Genomic DNA, 17,975 nt, shown 5'->3' with positions numbered 1-17,975 from the left:
GGAGGATCGGGTCACGGGCCGCTGGGATCTTGGGAGTGCGAGCAGGAGCAGGCCCCCCGGCTGTGGGGCCACCGGAACGAGGAGGAACCATGAGCAGCACGCACACCACCCCGGCGGCGCACCTCCAGGGGACGGGCGCCGCACCGCTACGGCTGCACGAAGCGGGCGCCGGTGTCGCGCAGCCGGGCGTGGAGCTCGGCGAAGACCGCCGCGGCCCGGTCGCCCGGCCAGTCCGCCGGGAGCAGCTCGCGGGGCAGGCCCGGGTCGGCGTAGGGCAGCCGGCGCCAGGTGTCCAGGGCGAGCAGGTAGGCCCGGTAGGCGGCCTCGGGGGTGGGCTCCGGGCCCGACTGGAGGGCGCGCAGGACCGGCTCGTGCAGGTCGAGGAACTCCTCGTGCTGCTTGGCCAGCGCCGCCAGGTCCCACCAGCGGGCCACCGCCTCGGCGGTGGGGGCGAAGCCGGCGTGGGCGCCGCGGAAGAGCTCCACGTACGGCGTCAGGTGCAGCCGGTCCAGCGTGTGCCCGGTCTCCCGTGCCACCTGCGCCGGGGCGATCCACACCCCCGGGGCCACCGCCCCGAAGCCCAGGCGGGCCAGCCGCGAGCGCAGCAGGTGCCGCTTGTGCCGCTCCTGCTCGGGCACCGAGAAGACCGCGACCAGCCACTCCGACGACACCGGCTCGGCGCCGTAGATCCGCCGGTCCCCGTCCTCCAGCAGCTGCCGCGCCTCGTCGGAGAGCGCATAGGCCGCCGAGCCGTCCCGGGCCTTCGCGGGCACCAGGAAGGCGCGCCGCTTCAGCCGGGACACCGAGGAGCGGACGGAGGGCGCGTCGACACCGGCCGCGCCCAGCAGGCGGACCAGCGCCGAGACCGGTACGGCCCCCTCGAAGGACCGCCCGTAGGCTCCGTAGAAAGTGACGATCAAAGACCGCGGGGTGTGCTGCTCGACCACGGGTTCACTCTAGATCGCGCAGCCGGAACCGCTGCAGTTTGCCGGTCGCCGTCCGGGGGAGCGAGGGGAGGAAGACGAAGGAGCGCGGGCACTTGTGGGGGGCCAGCTCCGCCAGCATGAAGGTACGCAGCGCCTCCTCCGTCAGCACTACTCCCTCCCGCAGGACGGTGTACGCCACCGCGATCTGGCCCCGCCGCTCGTCGGGGCGGCCGACGACCGCCGCCTCCACCACGTCCGGATGGCGCAGCAGGGCCTCTTCGAGCTCCGGGCCCGCGATGTTGTAGCCCGAGGAGATGATCATGTCGTCGGCGCGGGCGACGTAGCGGAAGTACCCCTCCGGGTCGCGGACGTAGGTGTCGCCCGTCAGGTTCCAGCCGCCCCGTACGTACTCGCCCTGCCGGGGGTCGGCCAGGTACCGGCAGCCCACCGGACCGCGCACGGCCAGCAGCCCCGGCTCGTTGTCGGGCACGGGCCGCCCGGACGGGTCCACCACCCGCGCCTGCCAGCCGGGGACCACCCGGCCGGTGGTACCGGGCCGGATGTCCTCGTCGGCGGCGGAGATGAAGATGTGCAGCAGCTCGGTGGCGCCGATGCCGTTGATGATCCGCAGACCGGTGCGCTCGTACCAGGCCTGCCAGGTGGCGGCGGGCAGGTTCTCGCCGGCCGACACGCAGCGGCGCAGCGCCGACAGGTCGTAGGCCCCCGTGTCGTACGGGCCGAGGGTGTCCAGCATCGACCGGTAGGCGGTGGGCGCCGTGAACAGCACCGTGACCCGGTGCTCGGCGAGCGCGGGCAGCAGGATGCGGGGCGTGGCCTGCTCCAGCAGCAGCGCGCAGGCGCCGGCGCGCAGCGGGAAGACGACCAGCCCCCCGAGGCCGAAGGTGAACCCGAGCGGCGGACTGCCGGCGAACACGTCGTCGGGGCGCGGGCGCAGGACGTTGCGGGAGAAGGTGTCGGCTACGGCGAGGAGGTCCCGGTGGAAGTGCATGCAGCCCTTGGGGCGCCCGGTGGTCCCGGAGGTGAAGGCGATCAGGGCGACGTCGTCGGCGGAGGTCCCGACCGCGGGGTAGGGCGTGGTGTGCGCCTCGGCCAGCCGCAGCAGGTCGTCCTCGCCCCTGCCGCCGTAGGGGGTGATCCGCAGCCCGGGCACCGATGCCCTGGCCAGGTCGTCGAGGGCGCTCACATGGCACAGGGCGTGCCCGACCCGGGCCATCGAGCAGACCGTCGCCAGCTCCTGGGCGCGCTGCTGGGCCAGGACGGTGACGGCCACCGCGCCCGCCTTCATCACCGCCAGCCAGCAGGCGGCGAGCCAGGGGCCGGTGGGCCCGCGCAGGAGCACCCGGTTGCCGGGGACGACGCCCAGGTCGATGGTGAGGGCGTGGGCGAGGGCGTCGACGCGTTCGCGCAGCTGCCCGTACGACCACACGGCGCCCGCGCCGTCGCGGAAGGCGGGCCGGTCGGGTCCGAACCGCTCGATGGTGGCGTCGAGCAGTTCGGCTCCGCAGTTCAGCCGGTCCGGGTAGGCCAGTTCGGGCAGGTCGAAGACGAGCTGCGGCCAGGCGTGGGCGGGCGGCAGGTGGTCACGGGCAAAGGTGTCGGCGTGAGCGGATGGCTTGAGCTCCAAGGCGGGTTCGCCCCCTTGCAACGTCCGGATTTCGGGATGGAGCCGGCCGTGCGGACTGCGTTCCGAGCGTATCGTGATGGTGACGGCAGTCAACAGGACGCGATAAGAGTGTCGACGGGACTTGGGGGCATTCGGATGGCCGGATTCGCGCTCGGGGCGGAAGAAGAGGAATGGTGCGGCCGGTTGCGCACCCTGTCGCGCGACCGGCTGCGGCCGCTCGCCGAGAAGGGCGAGCCCGGCCGGGTGAACCGGCCCTTGCTGGCCGAACTGGGGGAACTGGGGCTGCTGGAGCGGGTCTTCAGCTCGGGTGCGCTGGAGCTGTGCCTGCTGCGGGAGTCCCTCGCCTACGGGTGCACCGAGGCGGAAACGGCCCTGGCGCTCCAGGGGCTCGGGGCGCATCCCGTGCTCCGGTCGGGCAGCGCGGCCCAGCGGGAGCGGTGGCTGCCGGGGGTGCGGACGGGGGGGTACGTGGCGGCGTTCGCACTGAGCGAGCCGGGCGCCGGCTCCGACGCGGCGGCGCTCGCCCTGACGGCGGCGCAGGACGGGCCGGGCTGGCGGCTGGAGGGAGCGAAGTGCTGGATCTCCAACGCGCCCGAAGCCGATTTCTACACCGTCTTCGCCCGGACGGGTGAGGCGCCGGGGGCGAAGGGCATCACGGCCTTCCTGGTCCCGGCGGACCGGCCGGGGCTCAGCGGCGAGGCCCTGGAGATGCTCTCCCCGCACCCGATCGGCTCGCTCGCCTTCGACGGGGTGCCGGTCGGCCGGGAGGACGTCCTGGGCGAGCCCGGGCAGGGGTTCCGCGTCGCGATGCAGACCCTGAACCTCTTCCGGCCGAGCGTGGGCGCCTTCGCGGTCGGCATGGCCAGGGCCGCGCTCGACGCGACGCTGGCCCACACGGCCGGGCGTACCGCCTTCGGCGGGGTGCTCGCCGACCTCCAGGCGGTCGCGCACCGGGTGGCGGAGATGGCCACCCGCACCGAGGCCGCCCGGCTGCTGGTGTACGCGGCGGCGGGCGCGTACGACAGCGGGGCCGCCGACGTCCCCGGCCGGGTGGCCATGGCCAAGCTCCTGGCCACGGAGACGGCCCAGTACGTGGTGGACCACGCCGTCCAGCTGCACGGCGCGGCCGCCCTGCGCCGGGGCCACCTGCTGGAGCACCTGTACCGGGAGGTGCGGGCGCCCAGGATCTACGAGGGGGCGAGCGAGGTGCAGCGCACCATCATCGCCAAGGAGCTCTACCGGGGGGTGGCGGCGCGATGAGCCCCGAGCGCCTCAACCCGCCGGAACTGTCCCCGGCCACGGGCTTCTCCCACGCCGTGGCGGCGGCCGGCTCGCGGATCGTCTTCCTGGCCGGCCAGACCGCGCTGGACGGCTCGGGGAAGGTGGTCGGCGACACCCTCCCCGAGCAGTTCGAGCGCGCCCTGGCCAACCTGCTGACCGCCCTCGCGGCGGCCGGCGGGGCCCCGTCCGACCTGGCCCGGGTGACGGTGTACGCGGTGGACGTGGAGGCCTACCGCGTGCACGCCGCCGAGCTGGGCCGCGTCTGGCGCCGCCTTGCGGGCCGCGACTACCCGGCGATGGCGGTGATCGGGGTGGTCCGCCTGTGGGACACCGAAGCCCAGGTGGAACTGGACGGCATCGCGGTGCTGCCCTAGGGGGTGTCCGTCAGCGGGTGTCGAGGAGGGAGCCCATCCACTCCTCGATGCCCGCCACCGTCCGCGGCAGGGCGCCCGACATCAGGCGGGCGCCGTCCGCCGTGATGACCAGGTCGTCCTCGATGCGCACGCCGATGCCGCGCAGCTCCGCCGGGAGCGTCTCGTCGTCCGGCTGGAGGTAGAGACCCGGCTCCACCGTCAGGACCTGGCCTTCCTCCAGCACCCCGTCCAGGTATGTCTCGGCCCGCGCCTTAGCGCAGTCGTGGACGTCCAGCCCCAGCATGTGCCCGCTGCTGCACAGGGTGTACCGCCGGTGCAGGTCGCCCCGCGCATCCTTGAGGATGCCCCATTCGGTGAGCCCCTCCGCGATGACCCGCATCCCGGCCCGGTGGAAGTCCCGGAAGCTCGCCCCCGGCCGCAGCGCCGCCATGCCGGCCTCCTGTGCGGCCAGCACCAGCTCGTAGACCTGCCGCTGCACGGGGGAGAACCGGCCCGACAGCGGGAGCGTGCGGGTGATGTCGGCCGTGTAGAGGGTGTCCGTCTCCACGCCCGCGTCCAGCAGCAGCAATTCGTCCCGGTCCAGCCGGCCGTCGTTGCGGATCCAGTGCAGCACGCACGCGTGGGCGCCCGACGCGGCGATCGTCTCGTAGCCCGTGCCGTTGCCCTCGGCCCGGGCGCGCAGACCGAACACCCCCTCGATCCAGCGCTCCCCGCGCGGGTGGGCCAGCGCGCGCGGCAGGGCCCGTACGACGTCCTCGAAGCCGGCCGCCGTGTGGTCGACGGCGAGCTGGAGCTGCTCCACCTCCCAGGCGTCCTTGACCAGGCGCAGCTCGGCGAGGGCGGTGGCCAGCTCCGGGTCGGTGGCGGCGTCGCGGCCCGGCGGGGTCCCGAGGGCGTCGAGGTGGGCGCAGCGGATGCCGGTCAGCCGCTCGGCCTCCGCCAGGTCCGGGCGGCGGCCCACCCAGAACTCTCCGTGGCGCCGGTCGCGGTAGAACTCCTCGTTGCCGTCGGCCCGGGGCGAGCGGGGCCGTACGTACAGCACCGCCTCGTGGCCGTGCGGCCCGGACGGCTCCAGCACCAGGACGTGGCCGACCTGGTCCTCGCCCGTCAGCCCGGTCAGCCAGGCGTAGGCGCTGTGCGGCCGGAAGCGGTGGTCGCAGTCGTTCGTGCGCACCTTCAGCTCCCCGGCCGGTACGAGGAGCCGCTCGCCCGGGAACCGCGCCGAGAGCCGGGCGCGGCGGGCGGGGGTGACGGCGTACGAGGCGGCGCGCGCGGTGCCCGCCGACGGCGAGGGCGCCCAATTCCCCGCCATGAAGCGGGACAACTCGTCTGATACCGGCAGGTCGTGGCTGCCCGTGTTCAGGCGGGAGGAGGTGTCGGTCACTGGGGCTCCCTCAAGAAGTACTGAACTGGTGTGCGCACAGGGGTTGTCAGTGCAATTTCACATTACTATGTTACAGCTCACACCGCGGCACGTTAATCCCCGTCAAACGCCGCGTGACGCAGGGCAGTTCACGCACCTTCCCCCACCTCCCTCCCAACAGGAGTTCCCGGTGTCCCAGTCCAGAGCTGTGCGTACGTCTCTCCTCTCCGCCGCCGTCGCGGTCACCCTCCTGGCCACCGCCGGCCAGGCCGTGACCCAGGCCGCCGCCGCCGAGCGGGGCGCCCCCGCCACCACCTTCTCCGCCGGCGCCCCGGCCGCGCCGGCCACGGCGCCCAACCCCTTCGACGAGGTCGACCGCCTGGCCGACGCCAAGGAGCTGGTCCCGGCGCCCGCCCCGGCCCCCGGCGGAGGAGCCGTCACCGACGGCCGGGTGCCCGGCGCCGCGCCGGTGGCGGAGGCCCCGGGTTCCTCGCGCGGTGCCGAACGCGCGGAGAAGAGCCGCACGACCGCCGGGTCCGCGCCCACCGCCAAGAGCGTCGCCGGAGGCGTCCCCTGCACCCTCGACGGGATCAGGAACCTCACGCCGGAGCAGTTCGCCGACTTCCTCGGCGACCAGGCCGTCACCGCCGACGGCTGTCTGCGCGGGCTGATCTGGACCTGGGACGCCCGCCTGGCGCCCGTCATGTCCGACGCCCACGTCCAGGCCGTCTCCCGCCGCATATCCACCCTGGCCGCCGCCCACGACGGCCGTAACTCCTCCCACCTGGAGGAGATGTTCACCTACCTGCACGCCGTCGCCTACCACGACTTCTCGCGCGACGAGATCGACGTCACCGACGCCCCCACCACCGCCGCGATACGCAAGGCCATCGACGACTTCGGCAACGCCGCGCGGACCTTCGACGTCACCCCCACCAACGCCCGCACCCTGCGCGAGGCCCTCTACGCCGCCGGCCCGGGCCTGCGCCAGTACCAGCTCGGCCTGATCAAGAAGGTCCTGGCCACCATGGACCCGGCCCACCCGGCCACGCACCTGGACGCCGGCTGGGCGGGCGCCGCCCTCGCCGCGCTCTCCACCAACTACCTGGGCGTCTACCCGGGCAACGACGACACGGCCTTCCACGCGGCGGTCGCGGGGGACGCCGCGTACCGGGCCGCCTTCAAGGCCTTCGCCGGCTACACCCACCTCAAGGGCACCGGCAACGCCTGGGTGGTGCGCGACACCCTCAGCGAGTACGGCCGCTTCGGGCAGGTGGAGGGCCTCAGGGACCAGGTGGTCGCCGACCTCGGCGCCATGCTGGAGCCGGTCAAGTCCGCGTTCGGCAGCGAACCCTGGGCGAAGGTCGTCTCCTGGCTGAACGTCTACGGGGCCTGCAAGCCGTACGCGGTATGCAAGGAGGACATCGAGAAGCAGATCTTCCCGTACACCTACACCTACGACAACGGCGCCATCAAGGTCCGCACCGCCCTGGACCGGGCCACCGTCGACCAGCTCTACTACGCGAGCAAGCAGGTCAAGACCCAGTTCCACCGCGTCCTGGGCACCGACCAGCCGCTCGCCGGAGACCCGAACACCACCCTCAACATCGTGCTCTACGCCTCCCGCGCCGACTACGAGAACTACCACCCGATCCTGACCGGCTACGGCACCAACAACGGCGGCATCTACATCGAGAACGGCGCCACCTTCTACACCTACCAGCGCCGCGTGCCGCAGGACTCCTCCCTCACCCTCGAGGAGCTCTTCCGCCACGAGTACACGCACTACCTCAACGGCCGTTTCGCCGTGCCCGGCTTCTTCGGCGAGGGCCCCTGGTACGAGGGCGACCGCACGACCGCCATGGACGAGGGGACCGCCGAGTTCTTCGACGGCGCCACCCGCGACAACGGCATCGCCGTCCGCAAGTCCCTGGTCAAGAGCATCATCAACGACACCGCCGGCGGCGGCCCCCGGATGACCGTCGAGCAGCTGCTGAACGCCACCTACGACGGCGACGGCTTCCGCTTCTACAGCTACGCGGGCACGTTCTTCGAGTTCCTGTGGACCGAGAAGCCCTCGCTGCTGCGCGAGATGTACGCCCACCTGCGCGCCAACGACGTCGCCGGCTACGACGCGTGGCGCCACCGCACGGGTGCGGACACCTACCTCCAGCGCGACTACAACCGCTTCCTGGACGCCCAGATCGCCAAGGTCGACCAGCTGTACGTGCCGAACACCGTCTTCACCCCGAACGAGCGGCTGCGCGACTCGGCGCTCGCCTCGGTGAAGTCCTCCTTCGCGGCGGCCACGTACAACACCCCCGACTGCGTGGAGAACGGCGACCCGGGCAAGCGCCGCTTCACCTGCACCGGCCGGATCACGGCGAACCTGAAGAACTGGCGCAGCGACGACCAGAACTTCAAGGACATGTCCGAGACGGTGGACTACTTCATCCTCGACCGGGCCGGTGCGGCCTCCAACAACCTGGCCGACATGAACTGCTCCTTCGGTCCGGTGGAGATCTGGGCCACCAAGACCGCAGGGTCCGCCTCCTACAGCTGCGAGGGCCCGCTGCGCAGCTGATCCGCCCCCGGCCGGTCCCGGACCCGAACGGGGGGCGGGACCGGCCGGGCTTCCCCTAGGCACCCTCAAAAGAATGTGACATATTACTGACCATGGACGTCGTGATCATTGGCGCCGGCGTCGTCGGAGCCGCGTGCGCGTACTACGCGAGCCGCTCCGGCCTGTCCGTGGCGGTGGTGGACCGGGGACCCGTCGCGGGCGGCACCACCGGCGCGGGGGAGGGCAACCTGCTCGTCTCCGACAAGGAGGCGGGCCCCGAACTGGACCTGGCCCTCCTCTCGGTCCGCCTCTGGCGCGAACTGGCCGCGCAACTCCCGCGGGCGGTCGAGTACGAGCCGAAGGGCGGCCTGGTCGTCGCCCCGGACGAGACCACCCTGAAGGCCCTGCGCCACTTCGCCGAAGGGCAGCGCGCCGCCGGGGTCCTCTCCACCGAGGTGGCACCGGACGCCCTGCACGACCTGGAACCCCACCTCGCCCGGGGCCTGGCGGGCGGCTTCCACTACCCCCAGGACGCCCAGGTCCACCCGGCCCAGGCGGCGGCCCGTCTCCTGTCGGCGTCCGGCGCGACCCTCCACCTGGGCGAGGAGGTCACCGGCCTCGTCCTGGAGTCGGGGACCGTGCGGGGCGTACACACCTCCCGGCGCACCCTGCGGAGCCCGGCGGTCGTCAACGCGGCGGGCACCTGGGCGGGCGCCGTGGCCTCCCTCGCCGGCACCGCCCTGCCCGTACTGCCGCGCCGGGGCTTCGTCCTGGTCACCGAGCCCCTCCCGCGCGTGGTCCGCCACAAGGTGTACGCCGCCGACTACATCGCCGACGTGGCCAGTGACTCGGCCGCGCTCCAGTCCTCGGCGGTCGTGGAGGGCACCCCCTCGGGCCCCGTCCTCATCGGAGCCACCCGCGAACGCGTCGGCTTCGACCGCACGCTGTCCCCGGAGGCCCTGCGCCGCCTGGCGGCCCAGGCGGCCGCCCTGTTCCCCGTGCTGGCGGACGCCAAGGCGATCCGCACCTACCACGGCTTCCGCCCCTACCTCCCCGACCACCTCCCGGCGATCGGCCCCGACCCCCGGGTGCCCGGCCTCTTCCACGCCTGCGGCCACGAAGGCGCGGGCATCGGCCTGGCCCCGGCGACCGGTGCCCTGATCGCGGCGTCCCTCACCGGCACCGAACCCCCGGCGCCCCTCGCCCCCTTCCGCCCCGACCGCTTCCCGGACGGCCCGACGCCGTCCGCGGCCCGCGCGGCCGCCGCCCCCTGACCACGCCCGGCCCGGGCAGAGCACCCCCGAGGAGACCCCTGATGCGCAGCCCCCGCGAGCTGGTGGGCGGCAGCCCGGCGGCCGCGTTCCCCGTCACCTTCGACGGCCGCGAACTCCCGGCCCAGGAGGGCCAGTCCGTCGCCGCCGTCCTCTGGGCCGCCGGGATCCTCGCCTGGCGCACCACCCGTGGGGGCGGCGCACCCCGCGGCGCCTTCTGCGGGATCGGCGCCTGCTACGACTGCCTCGTCACCGTCAACGGCCGCCCCAACCAGCGGGCCTGCCTCGTCCCCGCCCGCCCCGGGGACTCCGTCACCACCCAGGAAGGCACCGGCCATGCCGACCTCGCCGTCTGACGCCGCCGGCCCCGCCGCCGCGGGCGAAGCCGCCGACCTCGCCGTCGTCGGCGCCGGTCCCGCCGGCCTCGCCGCCGCCGTCACCGCCGCCCGACTCGGCCTGCGCGTCACCCTCCTCGACGCCGGCGACCGCCCCGGCGGCCAGTACTACCGCCACCCCGCCCCCGCCCTCGGCGCCACCCGCCCGCAGGCCCTGCACCACGGCTGGCGCGCCTTCGCCACCCGTGAAGCCGCCCTGCACGCCCACCGGACGGCGGGCCGGCTCACCTACCTCCCCCGGCACCACGTCTGGACGGTGCTCCCCGCCACGTCCGGAACCTGGACCCTCCATGCCGTGGCCGGCCACGGCCCCGACGAGGAGCCGGCCACCCTCCGCGCCCGCCACGTCCTCCTGGCCACCGGCGCCGTCGAACGCCAACTGCCCTTCCCCGGGTGGACCCTGCCCGGCGTCGTCGGCGCGGGCGGCGCCCAGGCCATGCTCAAGAGCGGCCTCGTCCTGCCCGGCCGGCGCATCGTCGTGGCCGGCTCGGGCCCCCTCCTGCTCGCCGTGGCCGGCTCCCTCGCCGCCGCCGGAGCCACCGTCCCGGCCGTGGTCGAGGCCGCCGCGTACACCGCGTACGCCCCGCACGCCCCCGCCCTGCTCCGCAACCCGGCGAAGCTCGCCGAGGGCGCCGCGTACGGCGGCGCCCTGCTGCGCCACGGCATCCGCCTCCTGACCCGGCACGCCGTCACCGAGGCGCACGGCCGCGACCGGATCGAGGCCGTCACCATCACCCGTCTGGATGACGACTGGCGCCCGCTGCCCGGCACCGCCCGCCGCGTCCCCTGCGACGCCCTCGCCGTGGGCCACGGCCTGGTGCCGCAGCTGGAGCTGGCCACCGGCCTCGGCTGTGCGACCCGCCGCAGCCCCGACGGCACGGCCGCCCTGGAACTGGACGCGGAGCAGCGCACCTCCGTCCCCGGGATCTGGTCCGCCGGCGAGACCGGCGGCATCGGCGGCGCCGAACTCGCCCTCACCGAGGGGGAGATCGCCGCCCACGCGGTCGCCGGACGGCCCGCCCCCGCCGCCCTCGTCCGCCGCCGCGCCCGGCTGCGCGCCTTCGCCGACGCCATGGGCGCGGCCCACCGCCCCGGCTCCGGCTGGACCGGCTGGCTGCGGGAGGAGACCGACGTGTGCCGCTGCGAGGAGGTGCCGGCCGGCCGGATCCGTGAGGCCGTGACGGAGCTGGGGGCGCGGGACGCCCGTACGGTCAAACTGCTCACCCGGGCTGGGATGGGGTGGTGCCAGGGCCGGATGTGCGGTCCGGCCGTGGCCGCACTCGCGGGCGAGGCGCCGGCGCCCGACCGCCGTCCGCTGTCCTGCCCGGTCCCGCTGCGCCACCTCGCCGGCCTGGAGCCGACGCCCGCTCCGGATCCCGGACTTCCCCCCTCCGGCCGCTGATCCGGTCCGTCCGGACCCTTGTGGCCACCTCACACCCACTAGTAAAATGTCACACACCACACTAGGGAGTCCCCTCATGACCCACGCGCCCACCCCCGCGCCCCGCCCCGACACCCGCACCCGCCCCTGGCACGGCATCATGGTCGCCACCACGCTGCCCCTGCGCGCGGACCTCAGCGTCGACCACGACGCCTACGCCGAACACGTCGCCTGGCTCCTCGCCAACGGCTGCGACGGCGTCGTCCCCAACGGCTCCCTCGGCGAGTACCAGACCCTCACCGACGAGGAGCGGGCCCGGGTCGTCCGCACCGCCGTCGACGCCGCCGGCGACGGCGCCCGCGTCATGCCCGGCGTCGCGGCGTACGGCAGCGACGAGGCCCGCCGCTGGGCCGACCAGGCCGCCGAGGCCGGCGCGGGCTCCGTCCTGCTCCTGCCCCCGAACGCCTTCCGCGCCGACGAGCAGACCGTACGCGCCCACTACGCGCAGGTCGCCGGGGCCGGCCTGCCGGTCGTCGCGTACAACAACCCGTACGACACCAAGGTGGACCTGACCCCCTCCCTCCTCGCCCGCCTCCACGCCGACGGCAGCATCGTCGCCGTCAAGGAGTTCAGCGGCGACGTCCGGCGCGCCTACGAGATCGCCGAACTCGCCCCCGGGCTCGACCTGCTCATCGGCGCCGACGACGTCCTCCTCGAACTCGCCCTCGCCGGCGCGGTCGGCTGGATCGCCGGCTACCCCAACGCCCTGCCGCAGGCCTGCGCCACCCTCTACCGGGCCGCCGTCGCCGGCGACCTCGCCACCGCCCTGCCGCTGTACAAGTCCCTGCACTCCCTGCTGCGCTGGGACTCCAAGACCGAGTTCGTCCAAGCCATCAAGCTCTCCATGGACCTGGCCGGACGCCCCGGCGGCGCCACCCGCCCGCCGCGCTTCCCGCTCACCGGGGAGACCGAGGCGGCCGTCCGCGCGGCCACCGAGAAGGCCCTCGCCGAAGGCCTCAACTAACCCCCGGGAGGGCTGGAATGCGCACGCGCCACGTCTACCACGCGGTGGACTCGCACACCGAGGGCATGCCCACCCGGGTGATCACCGGGGGAGTCGGGGTGATCCCCGGCGCCACCATGGCCGACAAACGGCTCCACTTCATGGAACACATGGACCACGTCCGCACCCTGCTCATGTACGAGCCGCGCGGCCACGCGGCGATGAGCGGAGCCGTCCTCCAGCCCCCCACCCGGCCCGACGCCGACTTCGGCGTGCTCTACATCGAGGTGTCGGGCCTGCTGCCCATGTGCGGGCACGGCACGATCGGGGTGGCCACGGTGCTCGTCGAGACCGGCATGGTCCCGGCCGTCGAACCGGTCACCACCGTCCGGCTCGACACCCCGGCCGGCCTGGTGAGCGTGGACGTGCGCGTCGAGGACGGCGCCGCCACCGCCGTCACCCTCACCAACGTGCCCTCGTTCTGCGTCGGCCTCGACCTGAAGACCGAGGTGCCTGGCTTCGGCACGGTCACCTACGACCTCGCGTACGGCGGGAACTTCTACGCCTTCGTCGAACTCGACGCCCTCGGGCTCCCCTTCGACCGGGCCCGCAAGGACGACCTGATCGCCGCCGGGCTCGCGGTCATGGACGCCGTCAACGCGGGCCCCGACCGCCCCGTCCACCCCGAGAACCCCTCCATCGCCGGGATCAAACACGTCTACCTCGCCGCCCCCGGCTCCGACGCCCGCCGCTCCCGGCACGCCATGGCCATCCACCCCGGCTGGTTCGACCGCTCGCCCTGCGGTACGGGGACCAGCGCGCGCATGGCCCAGCTGCACGCCCGGGGGCTGCTGCCGCTCGGCACGGACTTCGTCAACGAGTCCTTCATCGGCACCGAGTTCACCGGCCGGCTCGTCGGGGAGACCACCGTCGCGGGGCACCCGGCCGTCGTCCCCACCGTCACCGGCCGGGCCTGGATCACCGGCACGGCCCAGTACTTCCTGGACCCGGCCGACCCCTTCCCCGGAGGGTTCCTCCTGTGACCACCGTCCGCACCACCGACTACCACGCGGCGGGGGAGCCCTTCCGGATCGTCTCGGACGGACTTCCCCCCGTCCCCGGGGACACCGTCGCCGAACGCTGCGCCACCGCCATCGGACCCGGGGGTTGCGGGACCGCTCCGCGCCGGGGCGCGCTGGACGACGTACGGCGCCTGCTGGTGCAGGAGCCGCGCGGGCACGCGGGGATGTACGGCGGGTTCGTGGTGCCCCCGGACGACGACGGGGCCCACTTCGGGGTGCTGTTCTGGCACAAGGACGGCTACTCCACCGCCTGTGGCCACGGCACCATGGCACTCGGCGCCTGGGCCGTGGACACCGGGCGGGTCGCGGCCCCCGACGACGGCGACGTCCAGGTGCGCATCGACGTGCCGTCCGGCCGGGTCGGCGCCACCGTCCACCGCGCCCAGGGCCGCACCACCGGGGTCACCTTCCGCAACGTCCCGGCCCGGGTGGCCGCCCGCAAGGTGCCGGTGGCCACCACCCTGGGCATCGCGGAGGCGGACATCGCGCACGCCGGGGCCTGCTACGCCTCCGTCCGCGCCCGCGACCTCGGCCTGGAGGTCACCCGGGCCGCCCTGCCCGACCTGGTACGGGCCGGCCGGGAGATCCGGGCCGCACTGGCCACCCACCCCGCGACCTGGCACCCCGGCGGCCCGCTGCTCTCCGGGGTGTACGGGGTGGTCCTGTACGAGGAAATGCCCGACACGCCGTTCGGGCCGCACCAGCGCAACGTCACCGTCTTCGCCGACGGGCAGACCGACCGCTCGCCCTGCGGCTCCGGCACCTCGGCCCGGCTCGCGCTGCTGGCGGAGGACGGCCGGCTCGGCGCGGGGGAGGACCTGCTCCACGAGTCGGTGATCGGCACGGTCTTCACCGGCAGGATCCTGGCGGACGGAGTCACCGAGGTCACCGGGACCGCCTACCGCACCGGCGAGCACGTCTTCACCGCCGACCCGCACGACGCCCTCGGCGCGGGCTTCCTCCTGTGACGGCCCCGCCCGCCCCGGCCGGCGGGGCCGGAGCCGGGCTCCCGCAGTTCGGCGCCGGGGAGATGGCCCGCCTGCTCACCCCGGCGCGGGCCGCCGACGCCCTGGCCGACGCCCTGCGCGCCGGCCTGGACCCGGAGGCCTGCCCGCAGCGCACCGGCGTCGCGGTGCCGGGGGGCGAGCTGCTGCTGATGCCGGCCGCCACGGCCGCGTACGCCGGGGTCAAGATCGCGGGGGTCGCCCCGGGCAACCCGGCCCGCGGGTTGCCCCGGATCACCGGCAGCTACCTCCTGCTGGACGGCCCCACCCTGCGCCCGCTGGCCCTGCTCGACGGCGCGGCCCTGACCGCCCTGCGCACCCCGGCGGTGTCCGCGCTCGCCCTGCGGTACCTGGCCCCGGCCGGACGGCCGCTGCGGGTGCTGCTCTTCGGCTCGGGCCCGCAGGCGTACGGCCACCTCGAAGCGGCCCTGGCCGTCCGGGAGGCGGCGGCGGTCGTGGTCGTCGCCCGGCGCGCCGAGGGCGCCCGGAAGCTGGCGGGGCACGCCCGCACCCTCGGGGTCGCGGCCCGCACCGGCACGGGCAGCGCCGAGGAGGTGGCGGGGGCCGACCTGATCCTGTGCTGCACGACCGCCCGCGAGCCGCTCTTCGACGGGCGGCAGGTCGCCCCGGGAGCGGTGGTCGTCGCCGTCGGCTCGCACGAGCCGGACGCCCGCGAGACCGACACCGCCCTCGTGCGACGTGCGGCGGTGTACGTGGAGTCGCGGGCGGCGGCACTGCGCGAGGCGGGGGACCTGCTGGTCCCGGAGGCCGAGGGGGCGATCGGACCCGGTCATATCAGCGCCACCCTCGCCGACCTGGTCGCGGGCCGGCATCCCCGCCCCGTCCGGCCGAGTCGTCCACAGCTCTTCAAGAGCGTCGGCATGGCCTGGGAGGATCTGGCGGTGGCGGTGGCGATCTACCGGTCGGCAGCCGGGGTCAGCAGCGAAACGTGACATTGTACGCTGTTCCCCTGCCCGTCGCTGGTGTGCGGGGTCTCGGAGGAAGAGCAATGGGTGACCTGAAGCAGCACAGTCTCATCAAGGCGCAGGAGCGGCTCCGCGACCAGGTCGGCCACGCCCTCAGGGCGGCCCTGATAGCGGGCGAACTCCGCCCGGGCAGCGTCTACTCGGCGCCCGGCCTGGCCGCCGAGCTCGGCGTCTCGGCCACCCCGGTCCGCGAGGCCATGCTCGACCTCGCCCGCGAGGGCCTGGTGGAACCGGTCCGCAACAAGGGCTTCCGGATCACCGAGGTCAGCGAGCGCGACCTCGACCAGTACACCGAGCTGCGCACGATGATCGAGGTCCCGACCATCGGCAAGATCACCAAGATCGCCACGGTGGAGCAGCTGGAGCGGCTGCGCCCCGTCGCGGAGGAGATCGTCAGCAGCGCCCGCGAGCACAACCTCATCGGCTACCTGGAGGCCGACCGGCGCTTCCACCTCGGCCTGCTGGCCCTCGCGGGCAACGAGCGCCTGGTCGAGACCGTCGGCGACCTGCGCAAGCGCTCGCGGCTCTACGGCCTCACGGGCCTGGACGAGGCCGGCAAGCTGGTCTCCTCCGCCGAGGAGCACATCGAGCTGCTCGACCTGATGCTCACCGGCGACGCGGAGGCCGCCGAGGCCTGCATGCAGCGCCACCTCGGCCATGTCCGCTCCCTCTGGGCCCAGGGCCGCGATGAACCGGTGGGCCGCACCCCGGGCGGTCTCGGCTCGGGGCTCTGACCCCGGGTCACCCGGAGCGCCGCCGCCGGGAGGCTCCCGTACGCCCCAGGGCCCGGACCTTCTGGTCCGGGCCCAACTCCGTTTCCACACACCCCTTTTGGACACGGCTGGATAACGGCGGCGGCAACCTCTTGTCAGTACAATTTCACATTACTATGTTACCGGTCACACCCTAAAGCGCGGCCCTTCCCTGGAGTGACCCATGACCAAGCGCACCCAGCTCACCCTCGCCACCGCCCTGGTGGCCACGCTCGTACTCGGCGTCTCGGGCTGCTCCGACACCAAGAAGGGCCCCGCGGCCGGCGGCGCATCCAACCCCGCCGCCGCCAACGAGGGGAAAGTGCTCGGCGGCACCCCGGCCAAGGGCGGCACCCTCACCGTCCTCTCCAACCAGGACTTCTCCCACCTCGACCCCGCCCGCAACTGGACGCTGCCCACCATCGACTTCGGCACCCGGCTGCTCTACCGCACGCTGGTCACCTTCAAGGCCGAGCCCGGCAAGGCCGGCAGCGAACTGGTCCCCGACCTCGCCACCGACCTCGGCACCCCCTCCAACGGCGGCCGCACCTGGACCTTCACCCTCAAGGACGGCCTGAAGTACGAGGACGGCAGCCCCATCAAGGCGCAGGACGTCAAGTACAACGTCGAGCGCTCCTTCGCCCCCGACCTCACCGGCGGCCCCGACTACGCCGCCCAGTACCTCGCGGGCGCCGAGGGCTACAAGGGCCCCCTCCAGGGGCAGCACCTCGACTCCGTCAAGACCCCCGACGACCGGACGATCGTCTTCGAACTCAAGCGGCCCGTAGCCGAGTTCTCCGCGACCGCCACCCTGCCGACCTTCGCGCCCGTCCCCCAGTCCCAGGAGAAGGGCACCCAGTACGACGCCCGCCCCTTCTCCTCCGGCCCGTACAAGATCGAGACGTACGACCGCGACAAGAAGCTCGTCCTCGTCCGCAACGAGCACTGGGACCCGAAGACCGACGCCGTCCGCAAGGCCTACCCGGACAGGTTCGTGGTCGTGATGGGCCTCAAGGGCGGGCAGGTGGACGACCGCATCATCGCCGGTGACGGCGCCGACGCCTCCGCCGTCGAGTACCAGGACATGCGGCCCGAGAGCGCGCCCAAGGTGCTGCCCAAGCCCGACGTCAAGGCGCGCCTGCTCGCCGAGTCCCAGGGCTGTACCGAGATGCTCCACCTGAACAACTCCCGCGCCCCCTTCAACGACCCCAAGGTCCGCGAGGCGATGCAGTACGCCGTCGACAAGGAGGCCGTGGTCACCGCGGGCGGCGGCCCCGCCCTCAACGAGATCGCCACCGCCTACCTGCCCCCGGCCCTGACCGGCGGCAAGCAGGCCGACACCCTCAGGATCGCGCCGTCCGGCGACCCCGCCAAGGCCAAGGAGCTCCTGAAGGCCGCCGGCAAGGAGGGCCTGAAGGTCTCCCTGGCCGTCTCCACCGGCGACAAGGGCAAGGCCGAGGCCATCCAGCAGGGCCTGTCCCGCGTCGGGATAGAGGTCGTCATCGACACCGTCGACCCCGGCGCCTATTACGACGTCATCGGCGACCTGTCCACCACCCCCGACATGACCCTCACCGGCTGGTGCCCCGACTACCCCTCCGGCTCCACCTGGATCCCCTTTGTCTTCGACGGACGCACCGTCAAGGACAAGGGCAACCAGGGCAACTACTCCCAGTTCCGCGACGAGGCCACCATGAAGCGGATCGACGAGATCAACGCCATGGCCGACGCCAAGCAGGCCAACCAGGCCTGGATCGACCTCGACGCCGAGATCATGAAGAAGGCCCCGGCCGTCCCGGTCCTGCTGGAGCGCAAGCCGCTGCTCGTCGGCACCAACATCGCCGGCGCCTACGGCCACCCCGTCTGGACCGGCACCATCGACTACGGCACCGTCGGCCTCAAGGACCCCTCGAAGAGCCAGGGCTGAGGCGGCGGGGAACCGACAGCGC

The 17,975-nt window shown here is 74.0% G+C and carries 15 protein-coding genes; 12 read left to right on the top strand and 3 right to left on the bottom strand.

From position 1 onward, the window contains the following. Positions 1-146: 146 nt before the first annotated feature. Both ACZ501_RS23860 and ACZ501_RS23855 read right to left on the bottom strand, forming a co-directional pair. Positions 147-947 carry a PaaX family transcriptional regulator gene (locus tag ACZ501_RS23860; RefSeq protein WP_361596417.1) on the bottom strand — a complete coding sequence of 267 codons (801 nt, stop codon included), beginning with the start codon at positions 945-947 and terminating at the stop codon, positions 147-149. A gap of 4 nt (positions 948-951) precedes the next feature. After that, positions 952-2,571: an AMP-binding protein gene (locus tag ACZ501_RS23855; RefSeq protein ID WP_468797894.1), complete on the bottom strand. Its 1,620-nt coding sequence runs from the start codon at positions 2,569-2,571 to the stop codon at positions 952-954. Between the two features lie 135 nt (positions 2,572-2,706). Here ACZ501_RS23855 and ACZ501_RS23850 point away from each other — a divergent pair, with 135 nt between their 5' ends. Continuing rightward, entirely contained in the window at positions 2,707-3,831 is a 1,125-nt protein-coding gene (locus tag ACZ501_RS23850; protein ID WP_468797891.1) for an acyl-CoA dehydrogenase family protein, read from the top strand. Then, positions 3,828-4,226, top strand: a complete 399-nt coding sequence (locus ACZ501_RS23845; RefSeq protein ID WP_361596408.1) for a RidA family protein — start codon at positions 3,828-3,830, stop codon at positions 4,224-4,226. The genes ACZ501_RS23850 and ACZ501_RS23845 overlap by 4 nt, the downstream gene beginning before the upstream one ends. A gap of 10 nt (positions 4,227-4,236) precedes the next feature. Here the strand turns inward: ACZ501_RS23845 and ACZ501_RS23840 are convergent, their stop codons facing one another. Next, on the bottom strand, positions 4,237-5,610 hold the full coding sequence (locus ACZ501_RS23840) for an aminopeptidase P family protein (RefSeq protein WP_361596405.1): 1,374 nt from the start codon (positions 5,608-5,610) through the stop codon (positions 4,237-4,239). 169 nt (positions 5,611-5,779) lie between these two features. On the opposite strand from ACZ501_RS23840, the gene ACZ501_RS23835 reads away from it, so the two are divergent. The 10 genes from ACZ501_RS23835 to ACZ501_RS23790 all read left to right on the top strand — a co-directional run bounded on the left by ACZ501_RS23835 (position 5,780) and on the right by ACZ501_RS23790 (position 17,953). Beyond that, the gene (locus ACZ501_RS23835; RefSeq protein ID WP_468797888.1) at positions 5,780-8,173 is read left to right on the top strand and encodes a collagenase; all 2,394 of its coding nucleotides are present in this window, start codon (positions 5,780-5,782) and stop codon (positions 8,171-8,173) included. Between the two features lie 92 nt (positions 8,174-8,265). Beyond that, positions 8,266-9,426, top strand: coding sequence for an NAD(P)/FAD-dependent oxidoreductase (locus tag ACZ501_RS23830; protein ID WP_468797885.1), 1,161 nt, complete (start codon positions 8,266-8,268; stop codon positions 9,424-9,426). A gap of 41 nt (positions 9,427-9,467) precedes the next feature. Beyond that, positions 9,468-9,779 carry a (2Fe-2S)-binding protein gene (locus tag ACZ501_RS23825; RefSeq protein ID WP_468797882.1) on the top strand — a complete coding sequence of 104 codons (312 nt, stop codon included), beginning with the start codon at positions 9,468-9,470 and terminating at the stop codon, positions 9,777-9,779. After that, complete coding sequence (locus ACZ501_RS23820) at positions 9,760-11,220, top strand: FAD/NAD(P)-dependent oxidoreductase (protein WP_468797879.1); 1,461 nt, start codon at positions 9,760-9,762, stop codon at positions 11,218-11,220. Before ACZ501_RS23825 ends, ACZ501_RS23820 begins: the two co-directional genes overlap by 20 nt. Positions 11,221-11,296: 76 nt before the next feature. Then, complete coding sequence (locus ACZ501_RS23815) at positions 11,297-12,223, top strand: dihydrodipicolinate synthase family protein (RefSeq protein WP_361596393.1); 927 nt, start codon at positions 11,297-11,299, stop codon at positions 12,221-12,223. A 17-nt stretch (positions 12,224-12,240) separates the two neighbouring features. After that, a complete protein-coding gene (locus ACZ501_RS23810; protein ID WP_361596390.1) occupies positions 12,241-13,245 on the top strand; it encodes a proline racemase family protein in 1,005 nt (334 codons plus the stop codon). Further along, positions 13,242-14,252: a proline racemase family protein gene (locus ACZ501_RS23805; protein ID WP_468797876.1), complete on the top strand. Its 1,011-nt coding sequence runs from the start codon at positions 13,242-13,244 to the stop codon at positions 14,250-14,252. The genes ACZ501_RS23810 and ACZ501_RS23805 overlap by 4 nt, the downstream gene beginning before the upstream one ends. A gap of 62 nt (positions 14,253-14,314) precedes the next feature. Beyond that, positions 14,315-15,241, top strand: a complete 927-nt coding sequence (locus ACZ501_RS23800) for an ornithine cyclodeaminase family protein (protein ID WP_468798163.1) — start codon at positions 14,315-14,317, stop codon at positions 15,239-15,241. Positions 15,242-15,297: 56 nt separating this feature from the next. Continuing rightward, positions 15,298-16,008, top strand: coding sequence for a GntR family transcriptional regulator (locus ACZ501_RS23795; RefSeq protein WP_361596381.1), 711 nt, complete (start codon positions 15,298-15,300; stop codon positions 16,006-16,008). 202 nt (positions 16,009-16,210) lie between these two features. Beyond that, complete coding sequence (locus tag ACZ501_RS23790; RefSeq protein WP_361596378.1) at positions 16,211-17,953, top strand: ABC transporter substrate-binding protein; 1,743 nt, start codon at positions 16,211-16,213, stop codon at positions 17,951-17,953. Positions 17,954-17,975 lie beyond the last annotated feature (22 nt).

It is taken from the genome of Streptomyces sp. NPDC034085 (assembly GCF_055575555.1).
Note: the sequence above shows the minus strand (reverse complement) of the source record. Positions and strands in the feature narration are given on the sequence as shown.